This window comes from Pseudomonas sp. WS 5027 (assembly GCF_012985695.1).
GTDB lineage: Bacteria > Pseudomonadota > Gammaproteobacteria > Pseudomonadales > Pseudomonadaceae > Aquipseudomonas > Aquipseudomonas hygromyciniae.
Genome location: NZ_JAAQWU010000010.1, coordinates 120,605 through 141,705 on the forward strand (window position 1 = coordinate 120,605; position 21,101 = coordinate 141,705).

The 21,101-nt window shown below is 55.9% G+C and carries 18 protein-coding genes; 9 read left to right on the forward strand and 9 right to left on the reverse strand.

The genetic code is table 11. From position 1 onward, the window contains the following. Nucleotides 1–66: 66 nt before the first annotated feature. The 6 genes from HBO09_RS14350 to HBO09_RS14375 form a co-directional block, all read right to left on the reverse strand. Nucleotides 67–2,760: an ATP-binding domain-containing protein gene (locus HBO09_RS14350; protein ID WP_044268713.1), complete on the reverse strand. Its 2,694-nt coding sequence runs from the start codon at nucleotides 2,758–2,760 to the stop codon at nucleotides 67–69. Further along, nucleotides 2,757–3,458, reverse strand: a complete 702-nt coding sequence (locus HBO09_RS14355; protein WP_044268715.1) for a DUF4391 domain-containing protein — start codon at nucleotides 3,456–3,458, stop codon at nucleotides 2,757–2,759. The genes HBO09_RS14350 and HBO09_RS14355 overlap by 4 nt, the downstream gene beginning before the upstream one ends. After that, nucleotides 3,455–6,754: a helicase-related protein gene (locus HBO09_RS14360; protein ID WP_044268717.1), complete on the reverse strand. Its 3,300-nt coding sequence runs from the start codon at nucleotides 6,752–6,754 to the stop codon at nucleotides 3,455–3,457. The genes HBO09_RS14355 and HBO09_RS14360 overlap by 4 nt, the downstream gene beginning before the upstream one ends. After that, a complete protein-coding gene (locus tag HBO09_RS14365; protein WP_044268719.1) occupies nucleotides 6,741–6,950 on the reverse strand; it encodes a hypothetical protein in 210 nt (69 codons plus the stop codon). The genes HBO09_RS14360 and HBO09_RS14365 overlap by 14 nt, the downstream gene beginning before the upstream one ends. Nucleotides 6,951–7,420: 470 nt before the next feature. Beyond that, entirely contained in the window at nucleotides 7,421–7,621 is a 201-nt protein-coding gene (locus HBO09_RS14370; protein WP_017528845.1) for an AlpA family transcriptional regulator, read from the reverse strand. Nucleotides 7,622–7,892: 271 nt separating this feature from the next. Further along, nucleotides 7,893–8,549 (reverse strand): inovirus Gp2 family protein, encoded by a 657-nt coding sequence (locus tag HBO09_RS14375; protein WP_044268722.1) that lies wholly within the window; start codon nucleotides 8,547–8,549, stop codon nucleotides 7,893–7,895. A gap of 982 nt (nucleotides 8,550–9,531) precedes the next feature. On the opposite strand from HBO09_RS14375, the gene HBO09_RS14385 reads away from it, so the two are divergent. Both HBO09_RS14385 and HBO09_RS14390 read left to right on the forward strand, forming a co-directional pair. Further along, nucleotides 9,532–10,026 (forward strand): hypothetical protein, encoded by a 495-nt coding sequence (locus tag HBO09_RS14385; RefSeq protein WP_169995183.1) that lies wholly within the window; start codon nucleotides 9,532–9,534, stop codon nucleotides 10,024–10,026. Nucleotides 10,027–10,118: 92 nt separating this feature from the next. Then, complete coding sequence (locus tag HBO09_RS14390; protein WP_169995185.1) at nucleotides 10,119–10,397, forward strand: hypothetical protein; 279 nt, start codon at nucleotides 10,119–10,121, stop codon at nucleotides 10,395–10,397. A 644-nt stretch (nucleotides 10,398–11,041) separates the two neighbouring features. Here HBO09_RS14390 and HBO09_RS14395 read toward each other — a convergent pair. Next, nucleotides 11,042–11,593: a chalcone isomerase family protein gene (locus tag HBO09_RS14395; RefSeq protein WP_169995187.1), complete on the reverse strand. Its 552-nt coding sequence runs from the start codon at nucleotides 11,591–11,593 to the stop codon at nucleotides 11,042–11,044. A 351-nt stretch (nucleotides 11,594–11,944) separates the two neighbouring features. Between HBO09_RS14395 and folE the strand changes: the two genes are divergently transcribed. The 4 genes from folE to HBO09_RS14415 are packed head-to-tail and all read left to right on the forward strand — an operon-like array spanning nucleotide 11,945 to nucleotide 14,118. Continuing rightward, nucleotides 11,945–12,502 (forward strand): GTP cyclohydrolase I FolE, encoded by a 558-nt coding sequence (folE, locus tag HBO09_RS14400; RefSeq protein ID WP_169995189.1) that lies wholly within the window; start codon nucleotides 11,945–11,947, stop codon nucleotides 12,500–12,502. A gap of 46 nt (nucleotides 12,503–12,548) precedes the next feature. Then, nucleotides 12,549–13,091, forward strand: a complete 543-nt coding sequence (locus HBO09_RS14405; RefSeq protein ID WP_169995191.1) for a DUF3833 domain-containing protein — start codon at nucleotides 12,549–12,551, stop codon at nucleotides 13,089–13,091. Further along, nucleotides 13,088–13,798 (forward strand): SDR family NAD(P)-dependent oxidoreductase, encoded by a 711-nt coding sequence (locus tag HBO09_RS14410; RefSeq protein ID WP_169995193.1) that lies wholly within the window; start codon nucleotides 13,088–13,090, stop codon nucleotides 13,796–13,798. Before HBO09_RS14405 ends, HBO09_RS14410 begins: the two co-directional genes overlap by 4 nt. Nucleotides 13,799–13,812: 14 nt before the next feature. Next, nucleotides 13,813–14,118, forward strand: coding sequence for a DUF6482 family protein (locus HBO09_RS14415; protein WP_169995195.1), 306 nt, complete (start codon nucleotides 13,813–13,815; stop codon nucleotides 14,116–14,118). Between the two features lie 56 nt (nucleotides 14,119–14,174). Here HBO09_RS14415 and HBO09_RS14420 read toward each other — a convergent pair whose 3' ends face one another. After that, the gene (locus HBO09_RS14420) at nucleotides 14,175–14,462 is read right to left on the reverse strand and encodes a hypothetical protein (protein ID WP_169995197.1); all 288 of its coding nucleotides are present in this window, start codon (nucleotides 14,460–14,462) and stop codon (nucleotides 14,175–14,177) included. 189 nt (nucleotides 14,463–14,651) lie between these two features. Here HBO09_RS14420 and HBO09_RS14425 point away from each other — a divergent pair, with 189 nt between their 5' ends. Genes HBO09_RS14425 through dsdC form a run of 3 tightly spaced genes read left to right on the forward strand, consistent with a single transcriptional unit; the run spans nucleotide 14,652 to nucleotide 18,346 of the window. Next, entirely contained in the window at nucleotides 14,652–15,995 is a 1,344-nt protein-coding gene (locus HBO09_RS14425) for a gluconate:H+ symporter (RefSeq protein ID WP_169995199.1), read from the forward strand. A gap of 26 nt (nucleotides 15,996–16,021) precedes the next feature. After that, on the forward strand, nucleotides 16,022–17,377 hold the full coding sequence (locus tag HBO09_RS14430; RefSeq protein ID WP_169995201.1) for a D-serine ammonia-lyase: 1,356 nt from the start codon (nucleotides 16,022–16,024) through the stop codon (nucleotides 17,375–17,377). 33 nt (nucleotides 17,378–17,410) lie between these two features. Then, nucleotides 17,411–18,346 carry a DNA-binding transcriptional regulator DsdC gene (dsdC, locus tag HBO09_RS14435; protein WP_169995203.1) on the forward strand — a complete coding sequence of 312 codons (936 nt, stop codon included), beginning with the start codon at nucleotides 17,411–17,413 and terminating at the stop codon, nucleotides 18,344–18,346. 275 nt (nucleotides 18,347–18,621) lie between these two features. Here dsdC and HBO09_RS14440 read toward each other — a convergent pair whose 3' ends face one another. Continuing rightward, entirely contained in the window at nucleotides 18,622–21,027 is a 2,406-nt protein-coding gene (locus HBO09_RS14440; RefSeq protein ID WP_169995206.1) for a TonB-dependent siderophore receptor, read from the reverse strand. Nucleotides 21,028–21,101: the final 74 nt, after the last annotated feature.

Below are 21,101 nucleotides of genomic sequence, written 5' to 3' on the forward strand. Positions count from 1 at the left end.
CCGTGCTTCCGTGAAAGAAGCGCAGCGGCTCAATTGGTCAAGTTCGTTTTGATAAATTCAGTCGTCTTATTGCCAGTCCTGGCAAAAGTGCACGCGCAGACTCTCGATAGCCGATGGCAAGATGCCCTCACAGGTCACGCCCAGATAAGTGGCCGCACGAGTGGTGCCCACGTACAAGTATTTGTCGAAGAGCGCAGGATGTAGCTCGGCAAGCTGGTCGATGCCAATAAAGAAAACAGCCTCAAACTCCAGGCCCTTGATGTGCTGGATATCGAATACACGCACATTGCTTTCTTGCCCGACGGCCTGACCCTCGCGGCAAGCAATGACCTGAATGTTGTGCTCGGCCAGGGCGGCATTCAGTGCATCCGCCACCGGGGCCACGTCGTTTTCGGTATTCACAAAGATAGCCGTGGACGGCAATTGGCCTACAAAGCGCTCAATCTCACGAATGCGATCTGCGAGCCAGCTGACAACGACCGCTGTCTCGCCAGCATGCTCCAACAAGGCAGGAGCCACACCCGAGCTATCCATATTCGCGGGTAAGCTGACGTTTTGCTCGGCACCAGCGACGGCGCGGATCATGGCACGGGCCAAGTCGTTCAGTTGCTTGCTCTGACGGTAGGAGACGGTGATTTCCTTGATGTCGAAGTCGGCAAAGACCCACTTCAAGTCGTCAGCGGAGCGCGCCCCCCAGGTAGTCAGGCGCTGGTTGAAGTCGCCGCAGGCAAAGAACGAGCGCAGTTGTGGGTGAGCCAGCGCTGCCATGCAGGCGAGCTGAATGGGCGAGAAATCGGTCGCCTCGTCCACCAATACTTGGTTGCGGTAATGCCCCAGGATGGGCTGGAGCGATGACCAAGCGGGGCTGCCGATATCGCGCAGGACGCTGGGCCGGCTGATCAGGTCGCCTGCGGCGCGCAAGATGGCCAGCAGCACAATATCGAGTTCGAGCGGATGGAGGTCGCGTGCCTCGAAGCCCTCGCTGAGATACCAGCTCCCAGTTTGTTGGCGTTCTCGCCGGAACGCACGGTAGTATTTGGGAATGCCGTCGAGGTAGCGCTTGACCGGGCTCACGAAGCGCCGGGCGTTGGTTTGCACCAGAAGACTCGCTCCCACATCTGCACGGTCGGTCTCTGCCAGGCCACGATCGGCCAGCCACTCAATGATTTTGCCGTTGCGAGAGGTCTTGTTCAGAATACGCTTGGAGGCTGCTGACCGAGCCTGGGCACGCACGGCTTGCATGTAGGCGTTGAGAGCAGCCGCGCGCCCCGTGCGCGATGTTGTGGTGTCTTCTTCCTCGTCGGCATCGAAATCATCTTGCTCGTCGGTCTCAGTTGCCTGCGCCTGCTGCAAGCTGTCGATGACACGAGCTAACTCATCTAAAAATGCCCGGTTGCGGTTGAGCTGCAGGTTGAGCGCAGCTTTGATCTTGCCGTCAGAGGCTTCCTTCAGGCTGGTGACGAGCGCCTGCACTTTGGGGAGTTCTGCGGCCAATGATCCAAATGTGGTGGCCAGAGTGCTATCACCTGTCCGCGCTAAGATGTCTTGCAAGCGTGCGCCCAAGCTCTTGATGTCGGGGGTCTTGGCATCATGGAGTAGAGCCGCAGCTTCATGCAGTTCCTGCACGTAGGCGCTACGCTGCCATGCATCGAAATCGTCAAACCATTGGATGGGCCGGTCGAGCGCAGCTTCGCTAAGGTTTGGCAAGCTCTCTTTCAGGACGAAGGTGCCGCCGCCAGAAGCAGTTCTGAGAACGCCAAAAGCGTTTCTGGCCAGCTCGCGCCGATAGTCCTGCCAAGTCCTGATGCGCAGATCTGAGGCAGGAACACCTTCTCGGGCAAAAGCTTCTTTGAGGTACTGCTTGAGCAGTTCGGTAGGCGTGAACATCAGCCAGCTGTTGGAATGCGCTACGCCTTGCGCTGCAGCGACCGTCTCAACCAGGCGTTGCTCGCCTTCTTCTAAAAAAGCGGTGTCGAGCTTTTGGCCGAGGCGCCGGATCAGGGTCGTCGTTTTGCCGGTACCGGGCGGACCCAAGATTAGCAGGCGCTTGTCGAGAGGAAGACGGAAAATCTCGTCCTGGTATTGATCGAGTACAGGCTGATCCCGCAACCCCATCTTGGTGATGACGCTGCGGCGAACGCCGTCGATGATGTTGGCCTTGACGGTCTCCTCAGCCAGCAATTGGCCCAGGATATCTTCTGTGACCTCTTCCCCGGCAACCTCAGTCAACAGAGCTCGCAGCGATTCGATGGTGAGCGGCCCGAAATGCTCGGCTTCAACCACGGTGTCGCGAGAGTCCCACCCATCGGCGAGTGCACTTGGCCGGAACTGAGCTCGCTCAAGAACCTCAACAACGGTTCCATTGGGAAGCGTGAACTCTGCACCAATCGCCAATGAGGCCAATCGTCCAACAGGAGCCCGGTAGCTGGCCAAGTTAGGAATGCCCGATACCGGCGTAGTGCGGCAGATGTAGTAGGTTTTCTCTTCGCCCTCTTCATCAACCACTACAACGCGAGCAATGGCGGGCTCTGCGACCAATACCCGGTAGCTTTCACGGTTCGCCTGGCTGATCTGATCCAGTCTTTGGATAGCCGAACTGGACGTCATCGTATTGATGCTCGCCAGAGCATCGGATCCAAGTGTTCGCGCATCAAGAAGCTTGCTCTTGGAGGCTTCGGCGATGCTTTCGAGTTGCGCTAACGCCTCGCCCGCGACCTGCTCGATGTGTCTCTTCGATTCGTCATTCAGGCTCTGCGTCATACGCTATCCCTACCGGTCAACTGTTCAAGTTCGTTTCTTAGATGTCGCAAGAGCGCGTTGATCTCTACCTTGCGGTTGAATTGCTTTTCTTTGGCAAGCTTGTTCGCGACCTTCTCGACCTCACGCTGCTTCGCCGCAACCTGTTCGACACGAGCGACCAAGTCACCAAGGCCTTCTTGCGGGCGCGCAGGTGTTGGAATCAGGCGGTGAAGCAACTGTTCGTACAAGCCACCCAAGTCGAGCGCCAATGGCATGACGGCGCGCTCCACATCGCTCGGTAACCACGCCGTCGCAAAGTAGTCGCTCAACACCCAACGGCTCGCGTCTGATTCGTTCGGACGCTTGTACGCGGCGACTACCTGCGTTCGGCCGTCAAAGCTTAGCTCGAAGATGATGGGGAATTGCACCGCACCATCTATGCAGCGCAACACATCCATATTCAGCTCCGACGTCTTGAGCTGGATGGCGAAGATCTGAAGCTCCGGCACATGAGGTCTAGCGGGCAGGTTGATCGTTTCCGGAGCCAGCTTGTATTGCCAGACGATCTGTTCCACTTGCTCAACGAAGAAGTCTTTCAGCCGTGTATTGGCTCCACTGTGTTCGTAGATCTTGTTCTTTGGCAGGTTGCGGCCAAAAGCGGCCTGCTTCGGGTAGCTGATGAACGCGGCGTTCGACTCCCATGGAGAGATATGGCTCATCCGGCCTCCTGAATTATCAAGAAGGTGATGAGCTCGAAGTCATCCAGTCCGGCAATAGTGTTGACCAGCGCAGTGGTTTTGCCGCCGCTGAACAGGCTGTCCAGATCCTTCTCTTCCTTCACCTCGATCATCGAACGAATGGTCTTGCCAAGCAGGTCGGAATACACCTGCATCTGCCGCCCGTCAGCAGTTTCCTTGTTAAACAGACTGCAAGCCTCCGGAATGGGCTGCGCTTGGCCCTTGCAGCAACTGCGCACCAGATCGAGCAGGCGTTTGACCTCGGTGTGATCATGAATGACCTCACCCTCACGACTGATGTAGACGAGGTAATACGGGTGCAGACGGTTATGATGGCTAACGCTGACGCTCGAGTTGCGGTTACGCAGAGTAAAGATCACCCCTGGACGCAGGCCAAGCTCAGGTTTGGCTGACACAGCGGCGTGCATGCCGCTCGGTACGTTGTTCAACTCACCATTGGCTTTGACATAATTGAGCAAGTCCATGCGGAAGTCATTGAGCCCCAGATCTGTGATCGAAACGCCCGTTTTCAGGTCTTCCAGCTCGATGACTTCGTCTTGTAGGCGGCGCAGCTGCTCCTTGCGATAGGACACATCGTTGGCTTGAGCGCTCAACACATTGTCGTCGCCCGTGGCAGTGACGTCGGCAATCATCATCCGGCTCTCGACACGCTCCTTGAGGTTGATGTACTCGTCGAGCGAGATGTCGGGCCAGTAATTGACCAGTTGGATGCTGCTGTTGGGCGATCCAATGCGATCCACTCGACCGAAGCGCTGGATAATGCGCACGGGGTTCCAGTGGATGTCGTAGTTGATGAGGTAGTCGCAGTCCTGCAGGTTCTGGCCCTCGGAGATGCAGTCGGTGCCGATCAGCAAGTCAATCTCTGCCAGTTCGTTGGGCAGCACGATGGCCTTTTCTTTGGATCGTGGCGAGAAGAGGGTGAGCAGCTCTTGGAAGTCGTAGCTTTTCTTTTGAGCTGTGTTTTTTAGCGTCGACTGAGGCGCGCTACTACCAGTGACCTTCGCTGTGTGCAGGTTCTGATTGGCGAGCAGCTCAGTGGCCAGATTGTCATAGAGGTAATTGGCCGTATCAGCGAAAGCCGTGAAAATCAGTACTTTTTTATTGCCTGGATTAATGGGATTGGCAATCTTGTCGAGTACTAGCGATTTCAGGTGCTGCAACTTGGCGTCTTCGGCTGGCGTGATTTTGCTCATCGAGACCAGTAAAGCGGAGATGATTTCCAGGTCAACCTGGAGTTCATGCTCCCAAGAAGGCAGATCCATATCTGCCAGCTTTATCCGAATTGTGTTGCCGATTTCTAAGTCATGAAACGACGGAATACCGTCTTCTTCAGCGTCAATTGAGCCCATGGCTTCTGTAAGGCTGGCGACCTCTGTTACACCGCCCCGGCTCTCGAACTCCTTAATCAGGCCGAGAACGCGCTGGTGGTTTTCTTTCAAAGCATTAAGTGTGCTGCGGAATGCATAAACAGAGCTTTCAAGGCGCTTCAGCAAATTCGTTGTCATCAGCGCTACCAGGCTTTTTTCCCGGTCAACCTGACGTAGCTTGCCTCGACCGCCTTCAACCTGCGTGTCGTACATCTCTTCATACTTCGCCAATCTGCTAGGCAAGATGTAGCTGATGGGGGCATATACGGCGAGCTTAAGCAGAGACAACTGCTCGAAAATCTCGTTGAAGCTCATTACATCCGTTCGCTGCTCAGCATCCACAACCAGTGGGCTACGGAACGACAAGGGTTTGCGCCTCTCAGGGAATTGGCCGATATCCGTAGTGTCGTAGAAGGTCTGAATGTGTTTACGCGAGCGTGCAATAGTGACGCTGTCGAGCAACTCGAAGAAATCGAAGTCGAGCGAGTCCAAGATGGCTCGCGCCGTGCGTTCCTCGGGGGGAAGTTTTGACCAAGCGTTAAAACTGGCCTGTGCACCACGAAAAATTTCCTCGACAGTTTTGCCAGTACGCAGCTTCTTGCTTAGGTTTTCGGAGTCGCCTTCGTAGGCTAGGGCGAGTTGGTTGCGTAGGTCATTGAAGCGGTTGTTCACTGGGGTAGCTGAAAGCATCAGCACCTTGGTTTTCACACCCTCTTTGATGACTTTGTTCATCAGCTTCTGGTATCGAGTTTCCTTGTCCTTGAAGGCATCGTTATTGCGGAAGTTGTGCGATTCATCGATGACGACGAGGTCGTAATTACCCCAGTTGATGCGGTTGAGCGGAGTGCCAAAGGACTCGCCACTGGTGCGTGTAAGGTCGGTATGGCACAGCACGTCGTAGCTGAATCGGTCACGAGCAAAGATGTTGGTCTTGAGGTTACGGTTGTAGTTGAGCCAGTTGTCCGCCAGCTTTTTGGGGCAGAGCACCAGCACCGACTTGTTGCGCAGTTCGTAATACTTGACGACGGCTAGGGCTGTGAAGGTTTTCCCCAAGCCAACGCTGTCCGCCAGGATGCAGCCACTGTAGGTTTCTAGCTTGTTGATGATCCCGGTGGCCGCATCCTTCTGGTAGTTGAAGAGCTTGTTCCAGATGAGCGTGTCCTGATAACCGGTACGGTCGTTGGGTAAAACGTCCTCATCGATGTCGTCCAGGAACTCGTTGAAGATGTTGTAAAGCATCAAGAAATAGACGCTCTCAGGCGAGTTTTCCTGGTAGACAGCCGCAATGTGATCGCAGATCTGCAGGGTGACGTCTTCCAGTTTTTCCGGGTCGCTCCAGATCTGATTGAACAGGCTTAGGTAAGTTGCCGTGAAGGTTGGCTCGTCCATTTTGTTGACGAGGTTGGAGACAGCATTGCCTTGCTGGTAACCAAGATCGACGGCTGTAAAACCGTGCAATGGCATGTAAGAGGTGTCCGCTCCAGCAGATTGCACACAGGCGAACTGCTGCATAGGGGCCTTGCTACGGTTGGACTTGAAGGTAGCCTTGCGCCGCATCCAATCTGCGCACTCTTTGGCAACCGCTCGCTGGGTGAGCTTGTTGCGCAACTGAATCTCGAACTCGCTGCCGTACAGGCTGCGCTCACGATCCAGCTTCGGGATGTGGAATTCTTTTCGCTCTTTGCGGACCTTGTCGGCAACCTCGTTGGCAACGAACGTCGGCGAGGTGAAGATGAAGTTCAGCTCGTCGAGTTTTTCCAGCTCAGCTTTCAGCGCTTCGAATGCATACATCGAAAAACAAGACGCTGCGATACTCAGGCGGGAACCGGGTTTTAGCGTCGCTTTGAGGTCGTCACCCAACAGCCTGGTAATATTGTCAATGAGCTCCATCGTTTCCCTTACCTTTTTTCGTCTCTTCCACTGACGGCGTTTCTGCCTGCAGACCCTGTTCCTGAGCATATTTCAGGATTAATACCTCAATCATCGAGGCAATGGAGCGTCGCTCTCTTTCCGCTGCAATTCGCAGCAGTTGCTTGATATCACTCGAGGTACGAATGGAGAGGGTTTCGTCCTTGGGACGCTTCATGACTCAGTCCTGCAGTTTTTGTGCTGCAAATGTACTGCGTTGTGCCATCAATAGCGACTCAAAAAATCCAGAACCAGGCGAACTGCTATTCCCACCCACTAAATCTAAGATCAGGGTCGTGATCGACACAGCAGCCGCAGCTTGCAGGCTCTCAACAAATTCAGACAAGACAGGTTAGCAACTGGTCCACCACACGCTTCAATGCTGACGAATACATCAAAGCGCTGCAGCACTTGCTCCAGATAGTCTGCATAGTCAGCTAACTGCCATTTTGGTAACGGCAGCGTTGCTGGTGCCTCCCCAAAGTGCGTGAGTCAAGTTCGTAGCTTTTGGTTCATGTGGTAGTGAGCTCAACCGTCTCGTCCAACATTTCAGATTTGACGCTTTAGAAATAAAAGGAAGATTTGGGCCACACAGTCAGCATCAACTGCCGACCGCATGGCTTGAAGAAATCTCAGTCAATTAGCTGATCACGCCGTGAGAGACTCGTGAACATCCCGCGCCTCGATCCTGGCCATGACCCAACCCATCACCTCACTTTCAACCCAGCCGACAGCCCTGTCGCCCAATGACACGGGTTTTGGAAAGCTCCCCTCGCTGATGTACTTGTAAATTGTGGACCGACCTAGGCCGGTGGAATGCTGGACATCTTTCAGGCGAATGATCCTCATGAACTGGCTCCTCTTATCCGTTCAGAGGATTGGCGTGCTGGTGAAGAAGTACCTATTTGAGCGTCACCTCGCGGCCTGGCTGATTCAGCAAGCCATAACCTTCCTTTTAAATAATTCGCCGCGAGTAATGATAGCAACGTGTGATTATGCGAACAGGGTTACCTGCTACTCCTAGGCTGACACTCGCCGATAGGCTGCCCTTGGCTCACACCAGGGCAGTCAAGTGCACGGCGAACTCTCTCTTATTGGTTGCACTCCCCATCTGGTGCGCTCAGCTCCTACTGCAACCAAAACCATGACTGCCATCACCAAAGACTTTCGTCGCTGACTTGCAGAGGTAGCTCGCTCTGTAAAAGAATGCAGCCTGTCCTTCCGATTCACCGCGATTAAGGTAGTAGAACGGATTGGTGGGAATCTCGACCAAGCCGCTGACAGCCTCTATTGGCAACCCCAAGGCACTGGCCCAAGCCCCTTCTAGGCGATTAAACATGTTGTTCCTGCCAGCCTCGAACTTACCCAAGGCCGTAAACGCATCTCGGTTGAGCAAGATTGCCAGGTGATAATGGGGCTTACCATGCTGCCCCAGCTCCCGCGCCCAGACGTAGCGGACCTTGCTGTCATGGGCATGCTTGTTCAATTTCCGAGCCTGACTACGGTTATGCTTAATCTTGGCTTTAAACGATTCAATGAACCGTTCAATCACTTCATTGGTAAAAGTGTAATCGGGTAACTGAGTCTGGGCAGGGAGCCGTAGATCAACCCTAAATGCAAATACACGACTGTATTGGATAAGCGCCCGCCCCACCGCTTGATGAAGGCGGTTTAGGTATTCACTGATAAATGGGCCTTTAGCCTCCTGCACAGCCAAGCCTAGGTAAGTAGATCCTGTATGGAGAGTTAGATTAGTGTTTTGATGATGTCGGGCCATGATGGTGCTCCAAGTATGTGGGCTCATACCATCAGCACGCCTAGTACAACTTTACTGAAAATCAGAAACAAGCATAGCCCTACGACTACTTACACCCCCATCCTCTTCCCCGTCGCATCTCGCCATACACAGACAACAGCCAACACCGAAGACCAACTAACCCAACAAAAAGCAATCACACAAATTAATACACCCACCATGGTCACATCAGCAACAATTACTAACCCTATAGTCATTAATGATCCACATAAAAGCATATTACCAATACCGAAGACTTACCGAGATTTTTTGCGACTAAAACACCAAGTGAAATCATCCCACAAACATCAAAATTGAGAAGGCAGGCACTCCGACAAAAAACCATCACGACTGAGTAGACCAGACATGATTGGCGCCATCACCGATATACCCACCAAAGCCTTTAATAAAAAATTCTAGCTAATAATTCCCCCCTGACTTTTCCTATAATCCATTCCTGCACCTCACTTTCCAGCCAATCTACACATCGCTCGCCCAGCGGCATCGGACGGCCCACAGATAAATTCATAAACTCTAAATTGAACCAGGCCGATCGACTCGATGACTTTTTAGGACGAATAAACTTCAAGAATGGCACTTCGTTCTATTCGTTCAGAGGATCGACTGCGCGGTAAAAGTTAGCCGCCATCATCGTAACCTCCTACAAAGTAATACAGCTAGACCCGCACTCCTTGCACTCAACCTCAGGAATTATCGACCGTCTGAGTGGACGAGCCGACCGTGAGTGCCAAGAGGAGAATGCGGCCTGCATGCTTCACCCCCTTCAGGATGGAGGTACAAACGACGTATTTTTTGTAGAAAATCTAGCTGAACCCTAGTAAATAATGGCCGTTTAAAAATTTCATCTACTAGAGATATTCTAGAAAACAACCTAGCAAATTAAAAAACACTTCTTTAAAAATTAAAAAAATGTTATAGGAAACCTCTAGAGTTAGGAGGAGATATGGCGATACATTTCAATGACCGGCTAGCACGTATACTTGATGATACGAGCCACAATCGCAGACATGACATTTGGCGATGGCTTCAGCTAACAACTAATAACGTTCAATTATCCGGAGACGTTAATCAGCCGGGAATGCGATCCACGATGACACACGTCATATCCAGCACCCCTGGTCTTTCCGAAATAATCAAAAACAAAGAAACCGAACAGCTTCTTCCAGAAAAATGTCTTGAATGGATAAATGAAGGAAAGCGACAAGTTGAATGGTTAAGCTCAAAGCTCAGAGAGCGCATGACTTTTAGTGACTCCATAGCGCCATTAACATCAGGATTAACTGGAAAGGATTTACTGATCGCAAGCATTGACTTATGGACCATCAACATCAAACAGAAAGGTTCATTTTTAAATGAGTTAGAAAACAGCTGGAACGAACACAAAAAAGAGACAAACAGTTTAAGTGGTTCGAAGATGACGAGCAAAAATGCTTACTAGCAGGGAAGCTGATCAATAAACACATCCCATTGGACGGGCTTCTTTCGATAACGCTATCAGCATACCAACCTATTGAAAACCACGAAAACCTGTTGACTTTTTTCGACCACGCCAACCTTAATCAAAACCAAAAAAGCTTGTTCATAGAAAGAGTTAAAATAAGCTGGCGCCAGCAAAAATATCGAAAAAACCTGACTGGAAAAGGGCAGTACAACTTCATCCTCTCCGATAAAGCGATAGCACGCCTTGACAAACTTTCCGAAACTTACGAACTCAGCCGTGCAAAAATTTTAGACATTTTATTAAAAATGGAATCCGAACAAAACAGATATATACCTGAGCGAATAAAACTGCTAAAAGACGAGTCGTAACTCGTCGTACAATCACGACTTAAATATCGCTGTCAATATGACTTCCAACCCCGGGACTCAGAGCCCTAACCCCATGACTTTTCTAACATTTGAACTTAGCCGTTATCCCGTAGAAGGTGGACTGACAGTTGCGAGACGGTCTACACCATGATCGACACCCTGCTTTTGCAAGCACACCAAGCCAGCTCGTAAAGCTCGCTCCAGACTGAAGTCATTCGACATAGCAAAGCTTTGACCCGTCGTACATCGGACCGAAGATCTTGACCCAGGGCAGAGATAGCCAAAACCTACGCCGACGAAAGCCAGATACGTAGCCATGACTGTAGTACGGTAAATACCTCGGCTTAGCTCAATGACCGCACTGCGCTCAGACCCAGCATCCGAGACGGTCGCAGGTTCGAATCCCAAGCGAAGTAACGCTTAGGAAAACGGTATTCCAAATGGTATTCCACAACAAAAATCAAACCGTAAATATCATTAAAAATCAAAATGTTATGATTTAAGTTCAGATTACCCCGGCCCACGACTCAGTCTTCCCAGCCCCCCAAAAAGCCGTGCCGCCTAGTACACGTGTCCCCACACTCCGCCGCACCCCGCAAGACCACCACAAAACATCCCCCCCCTACCTTCAACATACGCATTTCTCACCGCTCCCCCACCCCCAACAACCGCGCCCGCAACTCCGGGTTACGTGTCCGAGGGTCCAGCCATATAGCAAAAAAGGCTTTAGCGAACGCAACATCCCTCACCACATGCTGAAGTCTCTTTCCAACATAAAACCGTGCGCCCTCTCCCGGGACATAAACTCCGGTGATCTGGTCACCCGCTCGTACATCGACAAATGCCTGGAACATCTCCGACTCCCAGCGGGCCATCAGTTCTGAATTCTGGGTGGTGGGCGACAGGCGACGGATTTCCTTGATGCTGGCTTTAACCAAGTCATCGCGACTGATAGCGCGACTGTAGGTCAGCTCCAGTGCAAAAGGCGCATCGGCATCCAGCGTTCCATCGGCAGTGAGGCGTGAGCTCCAGAATTGTGCGTTGTAAACGGCAAACCCGAATACGCGCATCTCTCCATACCCCAGCCGACGAGCGTTGGGAACAGCCTCGCGCCAATCAGCAAATAGCTCTGCGCTCTGGAGCATCAGAACAAAACAGATAGCCTGGCGGATTAAACGGCTCGTCTGCCTGAACATGCAAAGCCCTCTATGTGACTCAATAAGCGTCCTTAAAAGTTATACCAAATAGTTATTTTGTACAGCCAACACCTCCAAACGGGCATCACCGCGCCGGTCAACCTCAGGTAGCTGCAGTTGAGGACCCACGGGGGCCATACCCTCGAAAAATAGCCGCGTGTCGAAAGCGATCCGCGCAACCTCACGCGAGGCGTGTGTGAGGTTTTCGCATCGGCACAAAAAGTTTTCCGACTCATTGTCAGGTGATTTTTTTCAGCCTATCTTGATTAAAACCTATACAAAACTACTTTCTAAGTATAAGTCTTGGCTATGGATCGGCACTCACGCACTGCATCGCCGCGAGACACTTGAATGAACCCACTACTAGCCAGCCATTACCGTGAAATTCTCGTTGGCATCGGTGAAAACCCCGAGCGCGAGGGGCTGTTAGACACGCCTAAGCGTGCCGCCAAAGCGATGCAGTATCTGTGCAATGGCTACACGTTGAGCCTGGAAGAGGTAACCAACGGTGCCTTGTTCGAGTCGCAGAGCGATGAAATGGTGATCGTCAGCGACATCGAGCTTTATTCCTTGTGTGAGCACCACATGCTGCCCTTTATCGGCAAAGTGCATGTGGCGTACATACCCACCGGCAGGGTGCTGGGGCTGTCGAAGGTCGCGCGAGTGGTTGACATGTTTGCGCGTCGCCTGCAGATCCAGGAAAACCTCACCCGGCAGATTGCTGAAGCCATCGAGCAGATCACCGGTGCCGCCGGTGTGGCGGTGGTCATTGAAGCCAAGCACATGTGCATGATGATGCGCGGCGTAGAGAAGCAGAATTCGGTCATGACTTCGTCCGTGATGCTGGGCGTGTTCCGTGATAGTTCGACGACGCGGCAAGAGTTCCTGCAGCTCATCGGACGACGATAGCTCGAAACCTCCCCCTCACCACCTGTGTCCTTCAGGGAGTAAGTCAATGACCCGATTTCTGCTGTTACTGGTACTGGTGCTCAGCACCGCGAGCTGCGGCAGTGTGGATGTCGCCCGTTATGCCGATCAGCAACCGACATTGGATCTGGAGCGTTTTTTCAGCCAGCCCGTCAAAGCCTGGGGGATGTTTCAGAAGCGTAGCGGTGAGGTTGCCAAGCGTTTCGAGGTCAACATCGTCAGCCGGCGCGAGGGCAACAACCTGATTCTTGACGAGCGCTTCCTGTACAGCGACGGCACCCGCCAACGCCGCGTCTGGGTCCTCACGCCCACGGGCCAAGGGGGCTGGATCGGACGTGCGGATGATGTGGTCGGCGTGGCTGACGGCCAAGTCGCTGGAAACACGTTGCACTGGCGTTATCGCCTGAACCTACCGGTCGGCGACTCGACCTACGAAATGAGCATGGACGATTGGATGTACTTGATGGACGAGGACACGCTGATCAACCGCACCCGTATGTCCAAGTTCGGGGTCGAGGTCGGACAGGTGACGTTGTTCTTCCGTCGCCAAGGCGCCGGAGCGGGCCAATGAGCCGCGCATGGACCATGACCTCCCTCGGCGACGGTTATCGCGCGCTGGTGATCGGCGCCAGTGGAGCCCTCGGCACGGCTTTTTGCGAACAGCTCAAACAAGATCCGCGCTGCGCCGGGGTTCGCGCACTGGGGCGCCATTCCGTTCCCGCGCTGGACCTTGAACGACCCGAAACGATTGCCAGCGCCGCCGCCGAACTGGCAGCCGAAGCGCCGTATCAACTGATCGTACACGCTGCCGGCCTGCTCCATCGCGACCAGATCAAGCCAGAAAAAAGCCTCAGCACGATCGAGCCGGAGGCGCTGCAGGCCGTGTTTCAAGTGAACACGCTGGGACCGGCATTGGTGTTGCGCCACTTTCTGCCGCTGCTCGAACCTCGGGGAGCGATGGCGATTCTTTCGGCCAAGGTCGGGAGCATTGGCGACAACCGTTTAGGCGGCTGGTACGCCTATCGCGCCTCCAAGGCTGCGCTGAACATGCTGGTCAAGACCGCCGCCATCGAACTGGCGCGCACTCGCCCGCAGGTCCGCTTGCTCAGTCTGCACCCGGGCACGGTTGTGTCGGGGTTGTCGCAGCCGTTCAGTGGAGCCGCCAATGCCCGTCCGGCAGACATCGCCGCAGCCCAATTGCTGACCTTGATTGACCAGTTGACGCCGGCCGACAGCGGCTATTTCTATTCCTACGATGGAGAACGCCTGCCCTGGTAGGCAAGGAGTGACGCGTGAACCTGCAAACCCTTACCGAACGTGCGGCCAACAGCGAAATACGCGAGCTGGAGCTGCTGTCACTCGAAGGCGGTTTTTACCTGGCAAGGATCCGCCTTGATCACGGCCAGTTCACCTTGCTTGATGATGCGGCCAAGCCGATGCACCTGCGTTCGATCACCCACCTGCGTGACTTGCTGCAGACCGTGCCGGCATTTCCTTGCGTGCTGGTGCAGCAATGCGTGCACGACGAAATGTGCGGCCGGGATACAGGGCCTGTCGAAGCCCTGCGTATCCCGTTTTCGCTCACCACGCCATTATGAGTTGCACAGCGCAGAGCTCCACTGGATGAACGTCAAGTTCCAGTGGTTCAGCCAGCCTAGTCACACACAGCCTTCAACCCCAAAACAGTGGTCGGCGTACTACCAAGATGCGACTGCGTGGCAACCACCATATTGGCCCCAGCGTCACCCTCCAGATGGTAAGGCTTGCCATCACAGGCCTTGGCAGCCTTCTGGTTGATGTTCTCCAACAACCCTTCGCGGGAGTTAAAGATGCTGCCGTGGCTGGTGATCATGTACTGGCCGGGGGCGATTTCGTTGACCCCGGTGAAGGTGCATCCCGTCAAGACCAGGGCAATGCATGCGGCTAACAGTGCGGCTTTCAAGTGTTCGAACTCCTGTAAGGGCCTGGCGATTGCGCAGGTGCCGTGCATTGTCGAGCAATCGGCAGGCCCTGGCCATAAGTGAACAGCCTTCAGCTAGCGCCTGACGAATCATCGTTTGTCCCCGCCATAGGCCTGAAATCTAATCCATCGCAAACAACTAACAATAACTGCGATGGAGCAGACCCACCCATGTCCCCTACCTTTTCTCTATTGGTCCTTGGCACGTCAATCCTGTTGATTGTCGTGCTGATCGGTAAATGCCGTGTCCATCCGTTCCTGGCCCTGATCGCCGCCAGCCTGCTGGTGGGCGTCGGTACGGGAATGACGCCAACCGCCATTGTCTCGGCCTTTGAGAAGGGCATGGGCAGCACGCTCGGCTTTCTTGCCGGCATCATTGGGTTGGGCAGTATCCTCGGCAAGTTGCTGGAAGAATCTGGCGGCGCCAAACGCATTGCGACCACGCTGTTGCGGTTGCTGGGTGAGCAGAACGCTGCGTGGGCGATGATGCTGGTGGGCTTTATTGCCGGGATTCCGGTGTTTTTCGAGGTGGGATTTGTCCTGCTGATCCCGCTGATTTATGTCGTCGCCCGTCAGACCCGGATCAACCTGTTGTACCTGGGCGTGCCGCTGGCGACCTCACTGATGGTGGTGCACTGCATCCTGCCGCCGCACCCCGCCGCCACGGCTATTACCGGCATGCTCAATGCCGATATCGGCAAGGTGATTCTCTACGGTTTGATCGTCGGCCTGCCCACGGCGGTGATTGCCGGGCCGATCTGGGTCAAGCTGACCTGCGCGCGGCAGGCGCCTGCCAGTCAGGCTCAGTTTCTGGCCGAGCGTGGCGAAGGGAATATCGACGACAGCCAAACGCCCAGCTTCGCGATTGCGATGATCACCGTGCTGTTGCCCTTGGCCCTGATGGTGGGCAAAACCCTGGCCACTCCGTTGCTGAGCAAAGGCTCGATGGCGTTTGAGTGGGTGTCCTTTATAGGCAACCCGCTGATTGCGCTCGTACTGTCGATTTGCTTTGCCTACTGGTCCCTGGGCCTGCGCCGTGGCCTGGGCATGGGCGACCTGCTTGACCTGACCCACCGCTGCTTCCCGCCACTGGCCGGGATTCTGCTGGTGATCGGTGCCGGCGGCGCATTCAACGACATGCTGGTCGGCAGCGGCATCGGCAAAGTCCTGGCGGATGTGCTGGGTCAGTCCAACATCAACCCGATCCTCCTCGCGTGGTTGATCGCCGGCTTGATGCACTTCGCCGTCGGCTCGGCCACGGTGGCCATGATCAGCACCGCCGGCATGGTGTTGCCGATCCTCGGACAGAACCCGCAATACAGCCCCGAGATACTGGTAATCGCCATCGGTGCCGGCGCCATCGGCTGGACCCACGTGACGGACTCGGCGTTCTGGGTCGTAAAAGAGTACCTGGGGATCTCCCTCTCCGAAGCCCTCAAGAAATTCACCGGCGCCACTGTGCTCGCCTCGGTGGCGGCCCTGGTCTTTACCCTGATTCTTTCAAGGTTTGTATGATGAACCCCACCTCAAAGGCAGTTCCCATGATTCAAGGCAAAACCCTAGACGCCTGGTATGCAAGCCATCCCGTCATCCAGCCATTGGTCGCGTTGGAGCAGGTCAGCTGGTTCAACCCCGCGATCGCCCCGGCCGCTGTGGCACTTGGGGATGTGGGCCTGACCCTGGCCGATGTAAAAGACGCCAGCGCACGCCTGCTGCGCTTCGCGCCCTATCTGGCCAAGGTGTTCCCTGAGACTGCGGCAGCGGGCGGAATCATCGAGTCGGCGATCCAGCCGCTGAAGGCATTGCAGCAAGCGCTCTTGAACCAGGCCGCCCTCCCCGACAGCGGCGCGCTGTGGCTGAAAAAAGACAGCGACTTGCCGATCTCCGGTTCGATCAAGGCCCGTGGCGGTATCCACGAGGTGCTCAAGCATGCTGAAGACCTGGCCTTGCAAGCGGGTTTGATCACCCTCGACGATAACTACGAGACCTTAGCCAGCGAACGCGCACTGGCGTTTTTCAGCCAGTACAAAATCGCCGTGGGTTCCACCGGCAACCTTGGCCTGTCCATCGGCATCATGAGCGCCAAGCTGGGCTTCCAGGCGACGGTGCATATGTCATCGGATGCCCGCCAATGGAAGAAGGACAAACTGCGCGCCAGCGGCGTGACCGTGGTCGAGTACGCATCCGACTACAGCGTTGCCGTAGAAAGCGGCCGCCTGCAGGCGCAAAACGATCCGGCCTGTTATTTCATCGACGATGAAAACTCGCCCCACCTGTTCCTCGGCTACGCCGTGGCCGCCGAGCGCCTGGCCCGACAATTTGAAGTCGCGGGCGTGCTGGTGGACGCCGAGCATCCGCTGTTCGTGTACCTGCCCTGCGGAGTTGGCGGCGGCCCTGGCGGCGTGGCGTTTGGTTTGAAGCTGGCGTTCGGTGATGCCGTGCATTGTGTGTTTGCCGAACCCACCCACTCGCCGTGCATGCTGCTCGGTGTGTATACCGGGCTGCACGACCAGGTGAGTGTGCAGGACTTCGGCATCGATAATGTCACCGCCGCTGACGGCCTGGCCGTGGGCCGCCCCTCTGGTTTCGTCGGGCGGGCGATGCAGCGCCTGATCGATGGCTACTACACCGTCACCGATGAAGAACTCTATCGCCTGATGTTCCTCGCCCACGAACTTGAAGGGGTAAAACTCGAACCTTCGGCCCTGGCCGGCGCACCTGGCATTGTGCGGGTACTCAAGGACGCGCAGTATTTGCAGCGCATTGGCGTCACGCCAGCGCGGTTGGCCAATGCCACCCACTTGATCTGGGGAACCGGCGGCAGCATGGTCCCTACCGAGGAGTACGCCACTTACCTGGATAAGGGGCGTGCGCTGCAAACCACAACCCATCGTTGATCGCCGGCGGTCGACGCGAAGAGGGATACCCACATGGCGGTACCTGGCCTGAGCAAAGCGCCCAAACTTAACGGCGCGCACCTGTCCAACCTGCATACGTTCCTGGTCGCCGCCCGCCACCTCAGCTTTGCCCGCGCCGCCGACGAGCTGTGCCTGACCGCCAGCGCGGTCAGCCACCGCATCGCCCGCCTTGAAGAGGATCTGTCGCTCAAGCTGTTCCATCGCTTGCCCCGCAAGGTCGACCTGACCGATGACGGCGAGCGCATTTTCAAGGTCATGCAGCACACCATGGACACCCTGTCCGAAGCGGTGCAGGAGCGTTCCGACAGCCAGATCGAAGGCCAGCTGAGCTTCTACGCAAGGCCTTCCGTCGCGCAATGCTGGCTGGTGCCCAGGCTGGCCGACTTCACCGCACGCTACCCCGGGATTCAACTGGATGTGCGGGTCGGCAACGAACCCATCGACTACCGCACCCGCCGCATCGACCTGGTGCTGTGCTACTCCAACGGCGAGCATCCGGGCCTGCAAAGCCTGCGCCTGATGCCCGAGCGGATTGCCCCCGTGTGCAGCCCGCAATATGCCCAGGCCCATGGCCTGATGGGCCACCCGGAACGCCTGGCACAGTGCACGGTGCTGCACGATGTGGCGGCGTGGGACAACATCTCGTTCGATGCTGAATGGCGTTTATGGCTGGATGCGGTGGGCGACAGCAGCCCATTGCCCAGCCGCTTCATGACCTTCGACCGCTCCGACTTGAGCACCCTCGCGGCAATCAACCATGCGGGCGTGGCCATCGGTCGCGAACAGCTGGTGCGCAAACGCGTGCAGGATGGCGAGTTGGTGCTGCCGTTCGGTGGGTTCAGGGAGGCGGTCAACTACGGTTACTACCTGGTCCATCCCGCGCACGAAACCTTGCCCAAACGGCTCAAGGCACTGATCGACTGGTTGGTGGAGCAAGCCCAGAGCTGATCGCAGCCTCTAAATGGCTCAAGGGTTGTGCGCGGGCTTTTGTGGAGAGGGGGCTTGTCCTAATGCCAGTCAGTTAAGCGGTCATCACCTTCTGTAGGAGCGAGCTTGCTCGCGAAAAACGTCAACGATACGCGTGCTTACTGAATGAATGCGGCGCCTGTAAGTTTTTCGCGAGCAAGCTCGCTCCTACAAAAAAAGCCTTAACTGACTGGCATTAGGGCTTGTCCCCTCACCACTAAAGTCCCCTCTACTGCCCTCTCACCACGATCAGGCCATCAGAAATCCCAGCGCGTGGTCACCATCACATTGCGCGGGTCGCCGTAATACGCCGAGTCGTAGAAGCCGATGTTGGTGTAGTACGCCTTGTCGAACAGGTTGTTCACATTGAGCGTGGCCGACAGGTTTTCCGTCAGTTGGTAGCGAGCCATCAGGTCCACCAACCAGTACGGATCCTGGGTGAATTTCTCGCTCTGACGCGTGCCCGGGTTGTTGACGTTTTGCCAGCCCGCAGCCTGCCAACGCGCGCCACCACCCAGGGTGAGTTTGTCCAGGCGGCCTTGGAGTTTGTAGCTGGTGTAGAAGCTCAGTTGATCTTCCGGCTCCCAGGTGGCGACCTTTTTCTTGTCGGCATCACGGGCAATCTTGTGGGTGTAGCCGGCCTGCAGCTGCCAACCGGGGCTGAGTTCACCGGAGATTTCCGCTTCGTAGCCCTTGGTTTTGGTTTTAGTGCCGATGTAGGAGTAGTCCACGCCCGGCAGGGAGTTGTAGGCGGTATCGGCAATCGGGCGGTTCTCCTCGTGAACCTCGAAGTAGGCCAGGCTGGCGTTCAGGCGCCCGTCGAAGAATTCGCTCTTGAGGCCCAGCTCGTAGTTCTTGCCTTCGTTGGGATCAAGCATGGTGCGCGTGCGGTCGCGGTATTGGGTTTGCGGCTGGAAGATTTCGGTGTAGCTGGCGTAGGCCGTGAAGTTGTCGTTGAGGTCGTAGGTCAGGCCGGCGTAGGGCACGACTTTTCCGCTTTCCTGGGTGTCGCTGGTGCCGGTGACTTGGTAGTTGGCGATGCGCGTACCCAGCAGCAGGTGCAGGTCATCCATCAGGCTGAAACGCCCCGTGATATAGCTGCCGGTCTGGCGCGTGGTTTCGTCGTTGATCTTGGTCGGCTGATTCCACAGTGGCTTGATGGCTTCGCCGTGCCACTGGTAGAAGTCGTAGGAGTTGTCGAAATACGTCGCGCTGCCGTAGTCCTTGCCTTTCCATTTGGAGATGGACAACGACTGCCCCACCACCAGTTGGTGCTCACGACCGAACAGGTCAAAGGGCCCGGATGCGTACACATCGAGGCTGTCACTGGTGGTCTCGCCGGTGTATTTACGCGCGAAGATCGAGCTAGCGGTCAGGGAGTCCTGGGAGATGTAGCCCAACGGAGCGTTGTAGCCGTTGATCTGATGGTTGTACTGGCCCTTGGTGACCCAACCATTGTCGAAGTTGTGCTCCAGGGTAGCGAACAGGGTGCGGCTGTACTGTTCCCAACTGCTCCACTTCGGCCCGTTGTTGAACGAGCGCGGCAGGTCCAGCTTGTTGCCGGCCGGATCGAAGATGGTGCGCGTGCCGGTCCAGCTGGAGCCTTTGGGATCGCTGTCCTGATAGTCGGCACCCAGGGTCAGCAAGGTGTCGGGGTCGAGGTCGACTTCGAGGATGCCGTAGTAGACGCCGGTCTTGCGCGAATAGTGATCGAGGAATGATTTTTTATCCTGGTAGGCCGCCACGGCCCGGCCGCGCACGTTGCCGGTTTCGGTCAACGGGCCGCTGACGTCGATCTGCGAGCGGTAGTTGTCCCAGGAACCAGCGCCCAGTTCGATGCTGCTCTTGAACTCGGAAGTGGGCTTCTTGCGAATCAGGTTGATGGTGCCGCCCGGACCACCCGCGCCGGTCAGCAGGCCGGTCGCACCTTTGAGCACTTCAACGCGGTCATAAAGGGCCATATCGGTCAGGGTCTGCCCCGCCGAATACTGGGCGTCGCGCAGGGTGGGAATGCCGTCGTACTGGAAGTTGACGATGGAAAAACCACGGGAATAGTAGTTGGTACGTTCGGTGTCATAGGTCGATACGGTGATGCCGGGGGTGTGGCGCATCACATCGTCGATGGCATTGAGGCCGAAGTCGTCCATCACCTGGCGCGTGACCACCGAGATCGATTGCGGCGTTTCCCGAGGGGTGAGCACCATGCGCGTGGCCGTGGCAATCGTCCCCGGCGTATACGAGCCCGTGCCTTCGGTGATCGAACCCAACTGGTTGGCGCTGATCTGCGTGGCCTGCAATTGCACTTGCCCGTCGGCGGCCCGCGCCACCACGCGATAACTGCCCTGCTCGTACTCGGCCTGCATGCCCAGCGGTGCCAGCAGGCGCTCAAGCCCCTCGGCTACGGCAAAGCTGCCGTGCAAGCCCTGGCTTTGCACACCCTTGGCCAGCGCCGAGTCGATGGCGATCATCACCCCTGCCTGATTGCCGAAAGCCCCCAGCACACGGTCCAGGCTACCGGCAGCAATGTCGTAGGACTGGCGCGGGGCTTGTTCGGTGGCAGGCTGTGAGGTGGCGGCCATCGCGGCATGGCTGGCCGTTGCCACGGTTAAACCGACGATTATGGCGCGCAGGGCGCTGGCAAGCGGAGTGACGCGGCTGTGCATAAAGACTGTCCTGTGGTGAAAGGTTGGGGGGCGCTTTTATTCAGCGTCTTCCCTGTCTTGATGCACGAGATGGC

Excerpts from the sequence above, each read along its gene's own strand:
- dsdC (WP_169995203.1), top strand. The coding sequence starts at position 17,411 with ATGGCGGTACCTGGCCTGAGCAAAGCGCCCAAACTTAACGGCGCGCAC.
- HBO09_RS14440 (WP_169995206.1), bottom strand. The coding sequence starts at position 21,027 with ATGCACAGCCGCGTCACTCCGCTTGCCAGCGCCCTGCGCGCCATAATC.
- HBO09_RS14425 (WP_169995199.1), top strand. The coding sequence starts at position 14,652 with ATGTCCCCTACCTTTTCTCTATTGGTCCTTGGCACGTCAATCCTGTTG.
- HBO09_RS14355 (WP_044268715.1), bottom strand. The coding sequence starts at position 3,458 with ATGAGCCATATCTCTCCATGGGAGTCGAACGCCGCGTTCATCAGCTAC.
- HBO09_RS14375 (WP_044268722.1), bottom strand. The coding sequence starts at position 8,549 with ATGGCCCGACATCATCAAAACACTAATCTAACTCTCCATACAGGATCT.
- folE (WP_169995189.1), top strand. The coding sequence starts at position 11,945 with ATGAACCCACTACTAGCCAGCCATTACCGTGAAATTCTCGTTGGCATC.
- HBO09_RS14405 (WP_169995191.1), top strand. The coding sequence starts at position 12,549 with ATGACCCGATTTCTGCTGTTACTGGTACTGGTGCTCAGCACCGCGAGC.
- HBO09_RS14350 (WP_044268713.1), bottom strand. The coding sequence starts at position 2,760 with ATGACGCAGAGCCTGAATGACGAATCGAAGAGACACATCGAGCAGGTC.
- HBO09_RS14360 (WP_044268717.1), bottom strand. The coding sequence starts at position 6,754 with ATGGAGCTCATTGACAATATTACCAGGCTGTTGGGTGACGACCTCAAA.
- HBO09_RS14395 (WP_169995187.1), bottom strand. The coding sequence starts at position 11,593 with ATGTTCAGGCAGACGAGCCGTTTAATCCGCCAGGCTATCTGTTTTGTT.
- HBO09_RS14385 (WP_169995183.1), top strand. The coding sequence starts at position 9,532 with ATGGCGATACATTTCAATGACCGGCTAGCACGTATACTTGATGATACG.
- HBO09_RS14370 (WP_017528845.1), bottom strand. The coding sequence starts at position 7,621 with ATGAGGATCATTCGCCTGAAAGATGTCCAGCATTCCACCGGCCTAGGT.
- HBO09_RS14430 (WP_169995201.1), top strand. The coding sequence starts at position 16,022 with ATGATTCAAGGCAAAACCCTAGACGCCTGGTATGCAAGCCATCCCGTC.
- HBO09_RS14410 (WP_169995193.1), top strand. The coding sequence starts at position 13,088 with ATGAGCCGCGCATGGACCATGACCTCCCTCGGCGACGGTTATCGCGCG.
- HBO09_RS14365 (WP_044268719.1), bottom strand. The coding sequence starts at position 6,950 with ATGAAGCGTCCCAAGGACGAAACCCTCTCCATTCGTACCTCGAGTGAT.